This window comes from Pseudomonas sp. GW822-FHT02D10 (genome assembly GCF_058802345.1).
This window is the reverse complement of the sequence record NZ_JBXAOB010000002.1, coordinates 153,060-169,968: the sequence shown is the minus strand read 5'-3', so window position 1 is coordinate 169,968 and position 16,909 is coordinate 153,060. Positions and strand designations below refer to the sequence as shown.

The following is a 16,909-nucleotide window of genomic DNA, read 5'->3' as shown; positions in this document are numbered from 1 at the left end:
TGAAGCCGGAAGATGAAAGCGTAGCCGGGCTGAGCAAGGGCATCAGCTCGGCAAATGCCCCAGCGGCAATGGTCCTGGGGTTTTCACGGTGTGAATCGCAAAGTTGCTGCGGATATCACTCACGCCCGGCAACTTGAGCAGGCTGCCGGTCAGAAAGCGCTCGTAACCACGCAAATCCGGCACAACCACTTGCAGCAGAAAATCCGATTCGCCTGACACCAGAAACGCCGAAATCACCTCGGGCAACGCCGTCACCGCCAGACGAAAGGCTTCGGCCTCTTCGTCGTTGTGGCGCTCGACCTTGACCCCGACAAACACGGTCAACCCCAGCCCCACTTCATCGCGGTCCAGGTTGGCTTGATACCCGCGAATCACTCCGGCCTCTTCCAGCATCCGCACCCGCCGCAAACACGGCGAAGCCGACAAGCCGATCTCATCCGCCAGTTGCACGTTGCTCAGGCGACCGTCGCGTTGCAGCGCGGCGAGGATTCGGCGGTCGTAGGCGTCCAGTTTCATGGTTTGGCAGTTCCCGACTGTTTTGATTCATTGATTGGCAGAAGCTGCCAAGTCTAGCCGTTTCCGGGAGCGACTACGCAAGCACCTGCCCTGCCCTTCGGCCCTAGACTTTGATCACCGAATCGCTAACGAGTGGGTGCAACATGGCAGAGCTCTGGATGTTCTTTTTGGCCTTGGCAGTGGTTTACCTGTTGCCCGGTCCGGACATGATTCTGCTGCTGCAAACCGGCGCCAGGCAGGGTAAAGCCGCAGCGCTGGCTACCGCCATCGGCCTGGCGATCGCCCGGGGTTGCCACGTTGCGCTGGCCGCGCTGGGCCTGGCAACGCTGTTCAAGGCTGCGCCCTGGACCTTTGAAGTGGTGCGCCTGGCCGGTGCGGCGTATCTGCTGTGGCTGGGGATTCAATGCCTGCGCTCGAACATGCTGCCGAACCTGAACGCCGGTGCTACTGCACATTCGAAACTGGCGTGGCGCGAGGCAATCCAGCGTGGCTTGTTGACCAACCTGCTCAACCCCAAGGCGCTGTTGTTCTGCTCGGTGCTGTTGCCGCAGTTCATCGACCCGCAGGCAGGCCCCGTGCTGACGCAGTTCGCGACCCTGGGCGTGTTGCTGGTGGTGGCCGGTTTGCTGTTCGACAGCGGTTACGCACTGATCGGCGCCTGGCTCGGCCGTTGGCTGGAACGCAGCCCATCGGCGCAGCGCGTACAGCAATGGCTGTTTGGCAGCTTGCTGATCGGTTTTGCGCTGCGCCTGACGTTCGTTCAGCAGGCTTAAGGTTTCGCCTTGCGCTTGTGGCGATTGATCAGCCATAGGGCCAGCGCCGTGAATACCACTACAGAACCCATCTGCAGCCACTTTTTGTATGGCCGCAAGGTTGAGCGCACGGGTGCCGGGCACCTGGCGGTCGACAAACTGCTTGGGAGCGAGCCTGCTCGCGATGATGGCATTACATTCAACATCAACGTTGACTGATGTACCGCTTTCGCGAGCAAGCCCGCTCCCACATGGATTGCACTTAACTGACTGGCATTAGCCACTCAGGACCGTTTTTTCGTTACAAGCTGATGTCGAGCCGACCTTACTCTTTCACCGCGCCAGGGAGGATGTCAGGTGTTGACGGGCGAGACGGTTGGGGGGCGGACTCAGTTTCCAGGTGTGCCAGTTTGCGCCGGGCGATTTCCGCACCCCGGCGGCGCAAGGGCGTTTCGATGAAGCGGTAGTTCAACTCAGCGCATACCAGCATGATTGCCACCGCTGTCAGTAGCAGTTCGGTGGTGAACCCCTGAGCAAGCGTAAGTCCTTGTTCCGTGGCAACCCGCGACCATATTTCAGTGCTCAGGTGATAGGCAAACACATGAATTACGTACAGTGCGTACGAGCGCGAGCCTAGCCACTCCAGCACAAGAGACAGTGGCGAAGGGCCGAACACATAGCCTTTCTGGTAGCTGGCCAACCAAACGAGAATGACCGACACGATCGCGACCAGGCCGTAGGCAATCGGTGTCGAACGCAATTGCGCGCCCGCAGCACCGAGCATGTAAAGCAAGAACAGCGTCACACCCAGACGCTTGAGCGGGCTACTGCGCAGGATTATCGGTTCCATCTGCTTGTAGAGGTCGGTGCGGGTGAACATGCACAGTAAAATGCCCCACATCATGGCGTCCAGGCGGAATGAAAACAGCATGCCCGCAGGGGCAGGGGCGAACATGTTGCGATCAAGACCGAACTGCGCAGCAATCAGCAGCAGCAACACGGTGACTCGCCAGCGCTGCGAGGTGACCAACAATAGGAACAGGGGGAAAATGAAATAAAATTGCTCTTCCAGTGCCAGACTCCAGTAAACGGAATTGGGACCCAGCAACACGCCATACTGATTCGCCAGGTTGCCGCTGAAGGTGGCGACCGCAGTGAAACTGCGAACGTTGTTGAACCAGGTATCAAACGCGTTGGATTGGTTATAGAAAATCGAAAAGAACAGCGGAATCAGTACCCAGAGCCAAGCGGTAGGTAGCAGTCGGTATGCACGCCGCAGCCAGAAGGTAAAGGTCGCAAGACCGTAGCTCCCCTGTTGCCGGTGTTTGTCGAAGTAGTCCAGGTAACTTTTACTTACAACGAAGCCTGAGATGCAGAAAAATAAATCCACCCCAGACCCCATGGCATACAGATTGAACACACTGGAAAAAAAGTCTTTGTAGAACGGCAACAACATCGACAGGTGCGCGAAGAGGGTCAGGCCAATCGCCATGCCGCGCAGGTATTCGATTTCCAGGTTTTTCTTGCTACTCATCGAACGCTCTACATTCATTATTGGTTTTCATCTGCGGCCGCCAGTCAGCTTGACCGACTGGCATTTGTCATTCAGGACCCTTGTTGCTCAGTGCTAGGCAGACAGCGGCTTGCGGGCAATGATCACCTGACTTTTTGCCACGGCCGCATCCAGCGCCTGTTTGAGCTGCGGACCACGTGGGGAGTCCAGGATCAGCCGCCACATTTCAGCCCAGTGATTGAGCAGTGGATGATTGGCATTGTAGAGATCGACCTTAGTCTCCCAGAACAGCAGCATCCACATCGACCAGTAGAAGCCGGACTGGCTGTGACTGATCACTTCCAGGCCAGCATCACCAACCATCTGCTTGAACTGCTCTTCGCCGATGACCCGGATGTGATTGGGCTTCTGGAAATATTGCTCGGAGGCAATGTCCTTCTGCAGGTGTTCGGAGCTGGGGTGCGGAACACTGAGCAAGTACAAGGCGCCTGGCTTGCCAACCCGCACCAGTTCCGCGAGAAACTGCGCCGGATCGTCCACGTGTTCGATCACTTCGGTGGACACAATGCGCGTGGCAATGGCGTCAGGCAATGGCAGCGGGTTGCAGTCCGTGACATAGCATTCAACATCACGCGCCGGGGTGTCCTTGAGGCGCTCGCGGGTGGCGGCAATCTTCGCCGCGTCGATGTCAGCGACAATGATTTTCGCCCCGCTCATAGCGCAATAATGCACGTTGCCGCCGTCCCCACAACCGACATCCAACACCGTGTCCTCAGGGGAAATCTTGAACCCGGTAAACAGCTCGTGGGTTTGCTGATTGAACCAGCCACTGAGCATGGCATCTTCCAGGCCCAGCTGGTAGGAGTCGACCTTGGGCGGGGTGGGTGCCGCAACTTCTGTCTGCATCGGAGCGGGTGCTTTGCCCGCCGTAAGTTTTTTCAGAAGGCTCAGCATGAGGTGGCTCCAGTGTGGGGGTCGCTGCTTGCGTAGGGTTTACGGGCAATAATCACTTGGCTTTTGGGCATGAATCCGTCCAGCAACTGCTTGATCGCCAACCCGTCGGGTTGCGCCAGCAAGTCCTGCCAGGTACGCGCCCAACTCTCCATCAACGGTGAGTACGGTGGCGTGATCCGGTCACGCACTGCGCCGCCCAGGTCACGCCCGGCCGCACGTTCGCTGGCCCAGAAGAAGATCATGCCCATGACCCAGAAAAAGCCTGTGGCCTGACGATGTTCGATCACCAGACCAGCGTCTTCTACCAGCGCGGCAAAGCGTTCCCGGGAAAATATCTGCACATGGTTAGGTGACTGAAAGTAGCCCGGCGGGGCGATGCCCTGTTGCAGATGCTCGCCCACAGGGTCCGGAACGCTGAGCAAATACTGGGCACCAGGACGCCCCATTCGCACCAGCTCGGCCATGAACGGCTCGGGCTGATCGATGTGTTCGAGCACTTCCATGCACACCACTTTGCTCGCACAGCCATCGGCCAAGGGCAGCGGCAGGCTGTTGCTCACCAGCCCAAGATTCGGCTTGTCCGACTGTGCCTCCACCTGCCTGGCGAGGCTGCGGACCTTGTCGTGTTCACTGTCGGTGAAGATCACCGACGCGCCCTGACGTACCGCAAACAACGTCGCCACACCTTCACCGCAGCCGACGTCCAGCAAGGTGTCATCCGCCGTGATGGCGAAGCCCTTGAGCAACTCACCGCTGTCACCCAGAAACCAGCCGTCGAGCACGGCGTCGCGTAAACCCACATCCCTGGGTGACACCGGGCTAGGCACAACCGGTAACGGTTCGGCTTTCACCGCCGCAAGCAGGCGTTTCAACAGTGCACGGATCATGCCTCGGGGGTTTCCACGGCAGACACCGCACGGGTTTCGAACAGTCGGGCGAAAAATTCTCCAAGGCGTTGTTCCGCGGTGGCCTGACTACAGAAGGTTTCCAGACGGGCCACCGCGTGGGCGGACATCTGCGCATAACGCTCGGGATCTTCTTTGGCGACGTCATAGCTGGACCGATAAGCCCTGCACAACGACGCCCAGTTGGTAACGTAACGCAAGGTGCGGAACGCCCGACGCGGATCGTGGGGCCAGGCGGTCAGCTCATCGGTGGTGTCGATCAGGAATGCGTTGTCGACGTCCAGGTAATCGATCATCGCCGTGGTGCGCGGCGCGACTGCCGGTTTGCCGCAGGACATGAACTCCATCAACGGCAGGCACTGGCCTTCGCCGTAGGACGTGTTCACCACGTAACTCGTGGCCTGCACCAGCCGCTCGTAGTCCGCATCCGCGAGGTAGCCGTAAATCAGTACGATGCGGCAGCGGTAGGACTGATTCTTGTACAAATGATGAAGGATGTCGGTTAGCGCTTCTTCGGCATCGTGGTGGGTCAGTTTAAGCACCAGTGTCGCGTCTTCCACCGCGCGGAAGGTCACGCAGAAGGCACTGAGCATGTCTTCCCAGTTCTTGCGCCCGTCACTTGGGTTGAACACCGAAGTGTAGATCACACCATCGAGCACCAGCTCGTGCTCGCGAGCCGGCGCCTGGAAATCGATACCCTTGCCGGCGCGCAAATGCGCAGGGCCAAAGGCACGCAGGTCGAGTTGGCGACTGTCTGCCAGCAATCCCCTGATCGTCAGCCGCACCCGACGGGCCAGCGGCTGGCGCTGTAACTGCGCGCCGCGCGCGGCAAAGCGGTCCCACACCGGCGCCGGCACCGCGACGATCGGATAATCGGCGCCCATTGCCTCGCGCACGGCATTAACGGTGTAGCTGGAGTGGGTAATCGCAGCGCCTGACGCTCGCAATACGTTGCGCCAGTCGTTGCGTGGCTCTCCGGCAAAAGGCTCGTTGGGAATGGTGCTGAACTCCCAGGCAAACACCGCGAGAGTCGGACAGGCGAAGTGCACGGGTGTGCGATGAGGCGGCGAGAACGACAGGAACACGCAGTCTTCCCCACGGGACAGACAGTCGAGGTACAGGGCATCGACTTCGGTTGGCGGGTCGCTGACCTCCACCACCCGGCCCAACCGCTCCAGCACCGGACGGTACTCCTTGAGCACGAAGTAATAGCTGTACTCCGAGCGGCCGAGGTTCTGGGCAATGGTGTGCTGGTTGGTTTCCGAATGAATGATGATCAGCATAAGGCGTTATCCGTCACGGTCACTGCCTGCGAAGCCAGCGGTGCCAGCCCGAAAAAATCCGACAAGCGCTGTTGCACCGGGGCGAAGGCGCAGTAGTCGTGCATCCGTTCGATGGCGGCGCGGGACATACGCTGATACTCCTGCGGTTGCTCCTTGGCCATTCGATAGCTGTTTTCGTAAGCCGTTTTCAACGAGCCCCAGTCCGGTCGGTAACGCAGGGTGCGGTAGATGATGCGACTGTCCTGAGGCCAGATGGTCAGCTCTTCGCTGGACTCGACCACGAACGCCACGCGGTCGTCGATGTAGTCCTCCATGGCGGTGTGGTCCGGGGCAATCACCGGTTTGCCACTGGCCATGAACTCCATCAACGGCAGGCACAGGCCCTCGCAGCGCGAAGCGTTGACGTAATAGCTGGCGGCTTCGTAGAGCCTGGCGTATTGCGGATCGTCCAGATAACCGTGCATCACCACCACCCGACAAGCGAACGGCGACAGCTGCGCCAATAAGGTCATCAGTTCGGTGTAGTAGGACGACAGATCGTTTTGAGTAATCTTCAGCACCAGCGTGGCGTCCTCGGTTTCCCGGAAGGCCCAGCAAAACGCCGTGATCAGTCGATGCCAGTTCTTGCGACCGTCCTGGGGGTTGAACACGCTGACGTAGATCACGCCATCGACCCGGGTTTCGACCTGGGCCGTGGTATCGGGAAAATCCATCGGCGCGGGCTCGGGCACCACAACCGACTGCGGGCCGGCAATGGCCGGCAGGTGGTGGGCCAGTCGGTTGTGAGCAGCGTCCGATAACAGATCGCGAATGCCCTCCCAGTACCACTGGCTCAGGAAGTGCGTGCGATGGACCGGCACCGGTTGCGCCTTGCCCAGATCCAGCGCCCACAGGCGCAGATAATGGCGGGCAATGACGAAGCGGCGTTTCAGCGTCAGTGGCGGCGGCCGTAAAGCCTCCAGCTCAGCCAGTTGCTCGGCGGTCAGCGGTACGGGAATCAGCGAGTCGGCGGACAATCCGAGAACGCGGGTATCGAGGATGCAACCTTTGATGTCCAGGGACGAACCCGGATTGAGCGGCATACTTGCGTGCCGGCTACGAATGGCCGCGAAGTTTTCCCACAACGGGGTCGGCAATACCAACACCGGGAAATCTTCGCCCATGGCCCGGCGGATCGCCCGGGCGGTGTGACTGGAGAGCGTGATGACCCGCCCCTGGCGCGCCAGCATTTGCGTCCAGTCCTGTCGCGGGTCGTTATCCCACTGCTCGTCGGGAATCGAGTCGAACTCCCAGGCCACCACGCAGATCGTCGGGCACTCCAGGTCGTTCGGGGTTTTCTGCGGCGGCGTGAAGGACAGGAACAGGCTGTCTTCGCCGACGGCAAGCAATTGTCGATAGAGGGGGTCGACCTCGGCGGTGGAGGACACCACATGCACCCGCCCAAGGCTTTCGAGCACCGGGCGATAGGCCTTGAGCACGAAGTAATAGCTGTATTCGGGACGACCGAGGCTCTGGCTGATGGAGCTGTCGTTGACGTCCGAGTAAAGAATGAAATTCATGGCATCCCACGATGAAACCGCCGTCCCGGCAGCCTCACTCTATGACGGCAAAGCCACGGATCGAGTCGGTGTTTGCCGGCCCTCGTCCATCGTCTTCTTGCCCGTCTACGCTCTTGTTTTAGTGATCAGTTTCGCGGAGTTTCAGAACAACCCTGCCGAACCCTGGGCAATCGTGACGAGGGGCATTCTAAACACATCCGTTGAGCATTCGTGAACCGCCCGGCGAGAATAAATCGGGCTACGCTGACGAGAACTGACCGGTCACGGTAGGACCTGTTGAATTTACTGCGCAATTGGCACAGATTGGCTACCGAACAACTACAACAACAACGACTTCGTCCGTAAGACATTTCCGAGAAAGCAGTTAGCGTTTTCCGGTTTTATCCAGCAAAGACTGGAGGTCGCCGAAGTTTGCTCATTGAGGGGGCTGCTGTTTGAAAAAGCGTCTGTTCGTTACGGGTCTAAGTGGATTCGTAGGACGTTACATCCAATCCCGTCTGAACTCTTCTGACTCGGGTTGGGAATTGTCGCCCGTCCCATCCCGTTATGACCTTTGCGACCCCAAGAGCCTCGAGGGTCTGTGGCCGCACATGCCTGATGCCGTGATTCACCTGGCAGGACAAACCTTCGTCCCCGAAGCCTTTCGTGACCCGGCGAAGACTTTTCAGGTCAACCTGTTGGGCACTCTGAACTTGCTGCAAGCCCTCAAGGCGCGTGGCTTCAACGGCACCTTCCTGTATGTCAGCTCCGGCGATGTCTATGGCCAGGTCAGCGAAAACGTCTTGCCGATCGACGAACTCCAGCCGCCCTGCCCGCGTAATCCGTATGCCGTGAGCAAACTCTCGGCGGAACTGCTGTGCCTGCAATGGGGCATGACCGAAGGCTGGCCGGTGCTGGTCGCGCGGCCCTTCAATCACATTGGTGCGGGGCAACTGGACAGCTTCGTCATCGCCAGCGCCGCCCGGCAGATCTGCCGGATCAAGCACGGCCTGCAAGCGCCTGAACTGGAAGTGGGCGACATCGACGTGACCCGCGACTTTCTCGACGTCAGCGATGTCGTCTCCGCCTACCTGGCATTGCTTGAACGCGGTGCGCCCGGGCAGGTCTACAACATCTGCTCTGGGGTCGAGCAAAGCATCCGCGCCCTGATCGAGCAGCTGGCGGATCTGGCCCAGGTCGATATGCAACTGATTCAAGACCCGGCGCGCCTGCGCCGCGCAGAACAGCGTCGCGTCTGTGGCAGCCATGCCAAGCTGCACCGGACCACAGGATGGACGCCTGAACTTACAACACAACAATCCTTGCGGGCGATCCTGTCCGACTGGGAGTCACGGGTACGACAAGAATGACAAAAAGTGCACTGATCACTGGGATCACCGGTCAAGACGGCGCCTACCTGGCCAAGTTGCTGCTCGACAAGGGCTATAACGTTCACGGTCTGGTGGCGCGGCGCAGCAGCGATGCGCGCTGGCGTCTACGCGAAATGGGCGTCGAGGGCGACATCGTCTACCTGGACGGCGACATGGCCGATGCCTGCTCGGTGCAGCGTGCAGTGATCAGGTCGGCCCCCGACGAAGTCTATAACCTGGCAGCGCAAAGCTTTGTCGCGGCATCCTGGGATCAACCCGTGACCACCGGGATCGTCGACGGGCTGGGCGTGACCCACCTGCTCGAAGCGATCCGTCAATTCAGCCCACACACCCGTTTCTACCAGGCCTCGACCAGCGAAATGTTTGGCCTGATCCAGGCCGAGCAACAGGACGAAAACACCCCGTTCTATCCGCGCAGCCCGTACGGCGTGGCCAAGCTTTACGGTCACTGGATCACCGTGAACTACCGCGAAAGCTTCAACCTGCACGCCAGCAGCGGCATCTTGTTCAACCACGAATCACCGCTGCGCGGGATCGAATTCGTGACCCGCAAAGTGACCGACGCCGCAGCCCGCATCAAACAGGGTAAGCAACAGGAATTGCGCCTGGGCAACATCGACACCAAGCGCGACTGGGGTTTTGCCGGCGACTACGTCGAAGCCATGTGGCTGATGCTGCAACAGGACAAGGCCGATGACTTCGTGATTGCCACAGGCGTGACCACCACCGTGCGCGAGATGTGCCAGATCGCCTTCGAGCATGTCGGCCTCGATTACCGTGACTTCGTGAAGATTGACCCGGCGTTTTTCCGCCCGGCCGAAGTCGACGTGCTGCTGGGCAATCCGGCCAAGGCCCAACGGCTGTTGGGCTGGAAGCCAAAAACCGATTTGCAGACCCTGATCCGCATGATGATGGATGCGGACATGAAACGCGTCGCCAAGGAGTAGGCCATGCTGATTCCCGTGATTCTTTCAGGGGGTGCCGGAACCCGGCTGTGGCCGGTTTCGCGTGAAGGTCATCCCAAGCCGTTCATGACCTTGCCTGACGGCCAGACGCTGCTGGGCAAGACCTATCAACGCGCGGCCGGGCTGCTCGGCCCACACGGTGATATCGTCACGGTGACCAACCGTGACTACTACTTTCAAAGCAAGGATCACTATCAGGACGCCGATCTGGGTCATCACCGCGGACACTTCGTGCTGGAACCGGTGGGCCGCAACACCGCCCCGGCCATCGCCGCCGCCGCCCTGTCGCTGCAGGCGTTGCACGGCAATGAAGCGATTCTGGTGGTGATGCCGGCTGATCACCTGATCCAGAACGAAGGCGCATTCAAGGCCGCCGTCAGTCACGCCGTGAAACTGGCCGAAGCCGGGCATCTGGTGACCTTCGGTGTGATCCCGACGGCGCCGGAGACCGGTTTCGGTTACATCGAACGCGGTGAACCGCTGGATGAGCAAGGAGCGGCCAAGGTCGCACGCTTCGTCGAAAAACCCGACCTGCAAACCGCCACTCATTACATGGAAAGCGGCAGCTTCCTGTGGAATTCGGGCATGTTCTGCTTCTCGATCGGCACCTTGCTGGCGGAGTTGCAAACCCACGCCCCACAACTGCTCGAACAGGCCGACGCATGCCTCGTGGCCAGCGCCACAGTCGAGACCAGTGGCTGCCTGCAACAGGAATTGTCGGCGACACACTTCGCCGAGATGACCGATATCTCCATCGACTATGCCTTGATGGAGCGTTCCGACAAGGTGGTGGTGGTGCCTGCCGGTTTCGACTGGAGCGACATCGGCTCATGGGGTGCCGTCAGTGCCCTGGTTCCGGCCGACGCACAGAACAACCGCGCCAGCGGCGAAGCGCTGTTCATCGACAGCCACAACAACTTCGTCCAGAGCGATGGCCGCATGGTCGCGACCGTGGGTGTGGATAACCTGATCGTCATCGACACCGCCGACGCCGTGCTGGTGGCGCATGCCGACCGCGCGCAAGACGTGCGCAAGGTGGTCAAACAGCTCAAAGAAAGAGAGCATGAGAGCTATCGCCTGCACCGCACCGTCAGCCGGCCGTGGGGCACTTACACCGTGCTGGAGGAAGGTCCGCGCTTCAAGATCAAACGCATCGTGGTCAAACCGGGCGCCAAGCTATCGCTGCAAATGCATCACCACCGCAACGAGCATTGGGTGGTGGTCGAAGGCATGGCCAAGGTCACCAACAACGGTTCGGGGTCGCACCTGGTGGCCAAAAACGAGTCCACCTTCATTGCTGCCGGGCACAAGCATCGCTTGGAAAACCCGGGGGTGATCGACTTGGTCATCATTGAAGTTCAAAGCGGTGAGTATCTGGGAGAGGACGATATCGTCCGCTTTGAAGATCAGTACGGCAGGACGGTCTGAATGCTGCTGAATTTGCTTCGCTCGCTGTGGAGCTACCGGGGTTTCATCCTCGGTAGCGTCAAGCGAGAGTTCCAGTCGCGTTATCGCAATTCGCTGTTCGGTGCCCTGTGGACCGTGCTCAACCCGCTGTCGATGATCGTCGTGTACACGGTGATTTTTTCCCAGATCATGCGCGCCCGACTGCCGGGGGTGGATGACGGCATGGCCTACAGTGTCTACCTCTGCGCCGGATTACTGACCTGGGGACTATTTTCGGAGATCACCTTACGCAGCCAGAACATGTTTCTGGAAAACGCCAATCTGCTGAAGAAAATCAGTTTCCCGAGAATCTGTTTACCGGTGATCGTGCTGCTCAATGCCGGTATCAACTTCGCGATCATCATCGGACTGTTCCTGGGCTTTCTACTGATCACCGGGCGACTGCCGGGTATGGCCTTGCTGGCGCTACTGCCGCTTTTGGCCATGCAGATAATCTTCTGCGCCGGGCTGGGGATGATTCTTGGCGTGCTGAACGTATTCTTTCGCGATGTCGGGCAGTTCTTCGGCATCTGCCTGCAATTCTGGTTCTGGCTGACGCCGATCGTGTATCCGATGAGCATCCTGCCCGAGTGGGTCCAGCGCCTGCTGCAACTCAATCCCCTGACTAACCTGATCACCAGTTATCAGAACCTGTTCCTCTACGGCCACTGGCCGGTCTGGAACTCTCTGCTGCCGATCCTGGTGCTCGGTGTGTTGTTCTGCGTGATCGGGCTACGACTGTTTCGCCAGCGGGTCGGCGAAATGGTGGATGAACTCTGATGGGACACATACGCGTTACGGGCCTGGGCAAGGCTTACAAGCAGTACCCCACCCGCTGGAGCCGACTGGCCGAATGGCTGATCCCGTTTTCACCGATCCGCCATCGCCAGCACTGGGTGCTGCAAGGTGTGGAATTCGAAATTGCCCCCGGAGACGCGGTGGGCATCGTCGGGGTAAACGGCGCCGGCAAAAGTACCTTGCTGAAGATGATCACCGGTACCACCCAACCGACCTGTGGACAGATTCAGCTCGAAGGCCGGGTGGCCGCGCTGCTGGAACTGGGCATGGGGTTTCATGCGGACTTTACCGGCCGGCAGAACGCGGTCATGGCCGGGCAACTGCTGGGCATGTCGATCGAAGACATCGAAGCCCTGATGCCCGAGATCGAACGTTTCGCGGAAATCGGCGAAGCCATCGATCACCCCGTGCGCACCTATTCAAGCGGCATGCAGATGCGTCTGGCCTTCAGCGTGGCCACCGCCCGGCGCCCGGACATCCTGATCGTCGATGAAGCACTGTCGGTGGGCGACGCCTACTTCCAGCACAAGAGCTTCGAGCGCATCCGCAGCTTTCGCAAAGCCGGCACCACACTGCTGATCGTGTCCCACGACCGTTCGGCCATCCAGTCGATATGCGATTCGGCGATCCTCCTGGAAAACGGTCGCATGGCCATGCACGGCAAGCCCGAAGCGGTCATGGATTACTACAACGCCCTGCTCGCCGAACGGGAAGGCCAGACCGTGCGTCAGGAAATGCTCGCCGGTGGGCAAGTGCAAACCGTTTCCGGCACCGGCGAAGCCGGTATCCTCAGTGTGCGCTTGCTGGATGAGCGCGGACGCGCCATCGACGCCGCCGAAGTCGGTCAACCCGTGGTGCTGGAGGTGCAGGTCGAAGTCCGCCAGGACATCGAGCGGTTGGTATTGGGCTTCATGATCAAGGATCGTCTGGGCCAGGCCATGTACGGGATCAACACCCATCGCCAGGATCAGGCGCTGACCGACCTCCAGGCCTCTGAGCGGGTTACCTATCGCTTTGCCTTCGTCATGGGCCTGGGCAAGGGCAACTATTCCGTGGCCCTGAGCTTGTCTCGGCTGGACTCGCACCTGGACCGCAATTTTGAATGGCGCGACTACGGCCTGGTGTTCCACGTCATCAATAACCGCCATGAAGACTTCGTCGGCTGCTCGTGGCTGGGCGCGAAAACCAGCATCACACGCACCACCGCACAGACCGTTTCGGAGACCGCGCCATGACTCGTCTGCTGGTGGAATGCACCCATGTGTTCCAGCACCCCAAGATCAATTCGGGCATTCAGCGGGTAGTGCGCAACGTCATCAATCAACTGTCGGAAAACGTCGACGGCGCACAATGCATTCCCGTGGCGATGTTCAAGGGCAAGCTCTACCGAGTGCTGAAGCTGGGCCCTTTGAACATTCCGTTTTTCGATGGGTTTATGACATTCGGCGGGCGCCTGGAGCGCCTGGCGCACCGCTACAGCCAACTGCACCAGCGTCTCGACAAACGTTGCACTTCGCGATGGGCCCGGCGAGCGCTGTATGTGGCGTACCGCCTCACGGCACTGGCGAGCTTCAGCGTTCCGTTGCGCCTGATTGATCAAGTCAACCAGTATCAACTGCCCAAGCGTTGCTCGCCGTTGCAACACCAGCCGGGGGATCAACTGGTATTGCTGGATTCGTCCTGGCACGCGGATTTTTTCCCGTGGGTCGAACAGCTCAAACGCGACGGCGTAGGTATCATTTCGGTGATCTACGATTTGATTCCCCTGACCCATCCGCAGTTCTACGACACACGGCTGGTGCAGATTTATAACGAGTGGTTCGACTGGATCACCCAAACCGCCGACGGCTACGTGGCGATTTCCGCCACCGTGCGCGATCAGGTACGTGAGGAATTGCATCGCCGAATCGGCCCGGCGAAAGCCGACACGTTGTGGTTCGACTATTTCCACCTCGGCTCCGAGCTGGACTTGAGCGAAGCCAGCGCCGCCGTGGAACCGCGCCTGACCCGGTTGTTCGCAACGCCGGAGCCGGTGTTCCTGATGGTCAGCACCATCGAGCCGCGCAAGAACCACGACTATTTGCTGGACGCCTTCGAGCTTGCCTGGGCAGCGGGCTCCAAAGCCCGACTGTGCATTGCCGGCAGAATCGGCTGGAAGTGCGATGCCCTGCTCACCCGCGTGCGCGAACATCCGGAGCTGAACCAGCGGCTGTTCATGTTTAACGACCTGAGCGACACCAGCCTCGAACATGCGTACTCCCACGCCAGTGCACTGGTATTCCCCTCCTACGTCGAAGGTTTCGGCCTGCCACTGGTGGAAGCGATGCAGCGCGGCTTGCCGGCGATGGGTAGTGACATTCCGGTGTTCCGCGAGATTGGCGGCGATTTCATGGCCTATTTCGACCTCGCGTCCCCGCAAAGCCTGGTCGATCTGGTCACCCACATGGAAAACACCGGGACCTTCCCGGCCGCACGCACGGTGAACGAATGGCGCTGGCTCGGGTGGCGCGAGGCCAGTGCGCAATTGGTCGAGCGGGTCCTGCGCAACCGGAAGAAGAACCCCATGGCAGTTGAGAGGCAGCATGCAGATTGCCCTTAACGCACGAATTCTCCAGGCTCCGCGAACCGGCATCGGCCACTATTTGGCCGAGCTGGTCAGTGCCCTGGCCCATGAGCCGGACCTGGAACTGTCGTTGTTCCACGGTTGGGGTTGGAGTTCGTCGCTGCCAAAGGCAGCGATGCCTGGTTACTCACGGCTGACACCGTTGCTACGGCAAATCCCCGGCTCTTACCAGGCGCGGCGCTGGCTGGAGCAATGGCGCTTCGATCGAGGGCACTCGGCGGCCATCGACCTCTACCACGAACCGAGTTTGTGGCCTTTGGCATTCAAGGGCCCGACCATCATCACCCTGCACGACCTGACCCATCTGCACTACCCGTCGACCCAGCCAACAGCACGGTTGCGGGAGATTGAGAGGCGGCTGGGCCAGGGCGTGCAACAGGCGCGCCTGATCCTGACCGACTCACAGTTTGTCGCCGACGAGGCTCAGCGTTATTTCGGCCTCGGGCCTGAGCGTTTCATCGTTGCCCCACTGGGGGCCGCAGCGCGTTTTCATCCCCGTTCGAACGAGTCCTTGCAGCAGGCGCTGCAACCTCACGGCGTGCAGCCACAAGGGTACTTCCTGTGTGTCGGTACTCTGGAGCCGCGCAAGAACCTGTCGCTGGTACTGCGTGCTCACGCCGAGCTGCCTGAAGCACTGCGTCAGCACTTTCCTTTACTGGTGGTGGGAATGGCCGGATGGAAAGGTGAGCAGCTCGCCGATGAGTTACACCCGGCGCTGGCAAGCGGTCACGTCCGCCTGCTGGGGTACCTGCCTGATGAACAGGTCGCCCAACTGATGGCCGGCGCCCGAGCGCTGATTTTTCCGTCGATTTATGAAGGCTTCGGCCTTCCGGTTCTGGAGGCCATGGCCAGCGGTACTCCGGTGATATTGACCCGACGTTCGGCCATGCCGGAGGTCGCGGGTACTGCGGGTAACTATATCGAGCCTGATGATGTGCACGGATTGTGCGAAGCCATGACCCGTTTAGCCGACGATCAAGCGCATTGGCAGGTCTGCCGAGCAGCGGGATTGCAACAAGCCAAGCTTTTTTCCTGGGAGCGTTGCGCGGCGATTACAGCTCGCGCCTACCGTCAGGCTTTGGGAGGTTGAATGCGCGTACTCCATTTTTTCAAAACGTATCTGCCAGATTCAGTCGGCGGTATCGAACAAGTGATCTTTCAGTTATGTGAGAGTGGCGCCCAGCACGGCATCGAAAGCCAGGTTCTGACGTTAAGCGCTGACCCGAGCCCAGCTGTGATCCAACTGGGGGAGCATGAAGTTCATCGAGCAAAACTCGATGTGCAATTCGCGTCCACCGGTTTTTCCTACAGCGTCTTCAAACAGTTTCGGGAATTGGCCGCAGAAGCCGATGTGATCAATTACCACTTTCCGTGGCCGTTCATGGACCTGGTGCATTTCTTCAGCGGCATGAACAAGCCCTGCGTAGTGACGTATCACTCGGACATCATCCGTCAGAAACACCTGCTCAAACTCTACCAGCCGCTGATGAACCGTTTTCTCGCCAGCGCCGACCGGATTGTCGCGGCCTCACCGAACTACCTTCACACCAGCGACGTTCTACAGAGTTTTCCGGAAAAAACCCGGGTCATTCCCTATGGCCTGAACAAGTCCGGCTACCCAAAACCTGATGCCGAACGCATGGCCCGTTGGCGCGAGCGCCTGGGCGAGCGATTTTTCCTGTTTGTGGGCGTGATGCGCTATTACAAAGGCTTGCACATCCTGCTCGATGCGCTCAAAGACGTCGATTATCCGGTGGTGATTGTCGGTGCAGGGCCACTGGAAAACGAGCTGCACGCCCAGGCCGCAGCACTGGGTCTGCGCAACCTGCATTTCCTTGGGCGCCTGGACGACGAAGACAAAGTCGCGCTGCTGCAACTGAGCTACGCGATTGTGTTTCCGTCACACCTGCGCTCTGAAGCGTTTGGCATCTCTCTGCTCGAAGGGGCGATGTACGGCAAACCGATGATCTCCAGCGAAATCGGCACCGGCACCAGTTACATCAATATTCACGGTGAAACCGGGCTGGTGGTGCCTCCGAGTCATCCACAGGCGTTCCGCGAAGCCATGCGCACCCTCTGGGAAAACCCTGTCCGTGCAGCGGAAATGGGCGTGAAGGCTGAAGCGCGTTACCGGCAGCTGTTTACCGCGGATGAAATGGGTCGTAAATGGACCGAGTTGTACCAGGAGCTGCTGGAAGAAAAATCGCTGTCCTACGCTTGAGAAT

Annotated in this window: 15 protein-coding genes; 9 read left to right on the top strand and 6 right to left on the bottom strand. The window is 59.7% G+C overall.

All coding sequences use genetic code 11. The features are described 5' to 3' along the window. Positions 1-42 precede the first annotated feature (42 nt). On the bottom strand, positions 43-516 hold the full coding sequence (locus tag AC1RPZ_RS03980) for an Lrp/AsnC family transcriptional regulator (RefSeq protein ID WP_054594814.1): 474 nt from the start codon (positions 514-516) through the stop codon (positions 43-45). A gap of 143 nt (positions 517-659) precedes the next feature. Between AC1RPZ_RS03980 and AC1RPZ_RS03975 the strand changes: the two genes are divergently transcribed. Continuing rightward, positions 660-1,289 (top strand): LysE family translocator, encoded by a 630-nt coding sequence (locus AC1RPZ_RS03975; protein ID WP_493135095.1) that lies wholly within the window; start codon positions 660-662, stop codon positions 1,287-1,289. 304 nt (positions 1,290-1,593) lie between these two features. Here AC1RPZ_RS03975 and AC1RPZ_RS03970 read toward each other — a convergent pair whose 3' ends face one another. From AC1RPZ_RS03970 to AC1RPZ_RS03950, 5 genes are all read right to left on the bottom strand, one after another. Then, entirely contained in the window at positions 1,594-2,802 is a 1,209-nt protein-coding gene (locus AC1RPZ_RS03970) for an acyltransferase family protein (RefSeq protein WP_493135093.1), read from the bottom strand. 93 nt (positions 2,803-2,895) lie between these two features. Next, complete coding sequence (locus tag AC1RPZ_RS03965) at positions 2,896-3,735, bottom strand: class I SAM-dependent methyltransferase (protein ID WP_493135091.1); 840 nt, start codon at positions 3,733-3,735, stop codon at positions 2,896-2,898. After that, positions 3,729-4,622, bottom strand: coding sequence for a class I SAM-dependent methyltransferase (locus AC1RPZ_RS03960; protein WP_493135089.1), 894 nt, complete (start codon positions 4,620-4,622; stop codon positions 3,729-3,731). The genes AC1RPZ_RS03965 and AC1RPZ_RS03960 overlap by 7 nt, the downstream gene beginning before the upstream one ends. Next, the gene (locus AC1RPZ_RS03955) at positions 4,619-5,923 is read right to left on the bottom strand and encodes a glycosyltransferase (RefSeq protein ID WP_493135087.1); all 1,305 of its coding nucleotides are present in this window, start codon (positions 5,921-5,923) and stop codon (positions 4,619-4,621) included. The genes AC1RPZ_RS03960 and AC1RPZ_RS03955 overlap by 4 nt, the downstream gene beginning before the upstream one ends. Then, positions 5,917-7,482, bottom strand: coding sequence for a glycosyltransferase (locus AC1RPZ_RS03950; RefSeq protein ID WP_493135085.1), 1,566 nt, complete (start codon positions 7,480-7,482; stop codon positions 5,917-5,919). Before AC1RPZ_RS03950 ends, AC1RPZ_RS03955 begins: the two co-directional genes overlap by 7 nt. A gap of 434 nt (positions 7,483-7,916) precedes the next feature. On the opposite strand from AC1RPZ_RS03950, the gene AC1RPZ_RS03945 reads away from it, so the two are divergent. Genes AC1RPZ_RS03945 through AC1RPZ_RS03910 form a run of 8 tightly spaced genes read left to right on the top strand, consistent with a single transcriptional unit; the run spans position 7,917 to position 16,905 of the window. Beyond that, a complete protein-coding gene (locus AC1RPZ_RS03945) occupies positions 7,917-8,831 on the top strand; it encodes a GDP-mannose 4,6-dehydratase (protein WP_493135083.1) in 915 nt (304 codons plus the stop codon). Continuing rightward, positions 8,828-9,799, top strand: coding sequence for a GDP-mannose 4,6-dehydratase (gene gmd, locus AC1RPZ_RS03940; protein ID WP_493135081.1), 972 nt, complete (start codon positions 8,828-8,830; stop codon positions 9,797-9,799). Before AC1RPZ_RS03945 ends, gmd begins: the two co-directional genes overlap by 4 nt. A gap of 3 nt (positions 9,800-9,802) precedes the next feature. Beyond that, positions 9,803-11,245 carry a mannose-1-phosphate guanylyltransferase/mannose-6-phosphate isomerase gene (locus AC1RPZ_RS03935; protein ID WP_493135079.1) on the top strand — a complete coding sequence of 481 codons (1,443 nt, stop codon included), beginning with the start codon at positions 9,803-9,805 and terminating at the stop codon, positions 11,243-11,245. Beyond that, the gene (locus tag AC1RPZ_RS03930; RefSeq protein ID WP_493135077.1) at positions 11,246-12,043 is read left to right on the top strand and encodes an ABC transporter permease; all 798 of its coding nucleotides are present in this window, start codon (positions 11,246-11,248) and stop codon (positions 12,041-12,043) included. Next, positions 12,043-13,296, top strand: coding sequence for an ABC transporter ATP-binding protein (locus tag AC1RPZ_RS03925; protein ID WP_493135075.1), 1,254 nt, complete (start codon positions 12,043-12,045; stop codon positions 13,294-13,296). The genes AC1RPZ_RS03930 and AC1RPZ_RS03925 overlap by 1 nt, the downstream gene beginning before the upstream one ends. Next, the gene (locus AC1RPZ_RS03920) at positions 13,293-14,660 is read left to right on the top strand and encodes a glycosyltransferase family 4 protein (RefSeq protein WP_493135073.1); all 1,368 of its coding nucleotides are present in this window, start codon (positions 13,293-13,295) and stop codon (positions 14,658-14,660) included. The genes AC1RPZ_RS03925 and AC1RPZ_RS03920 overlap by 4 nt, the downstream gene beginning before the upstream one ends. After that, positions 14,644-15,774: a glycosyltransferase family 4 protein gene (locus tag AC1RPZ_RS03915; protein WP_493135071.1), complete on the top strand. Its 1,131-nt coding sequence runs from the start codon at positions 14,644-14,646 to the stop codon at positions 15,772-15,774. The genes AC1RPZ_RS03920 and AC1RPZ_RS03915 overlap by 17 nt, the downstream gene beginning before the upstream one ends. Then, entirely contained in the window at positions 15,775-16,905 is a 1,131-nt protein-coding gene (locus AC1RPZ_RS03910) for a glycosyltransferase family 4 protein (protein ID WP_493135070.1), read from the top strand. The last annotated feature ends 4 nt before the right edge of the window (positions 16,906-16,909 follow it).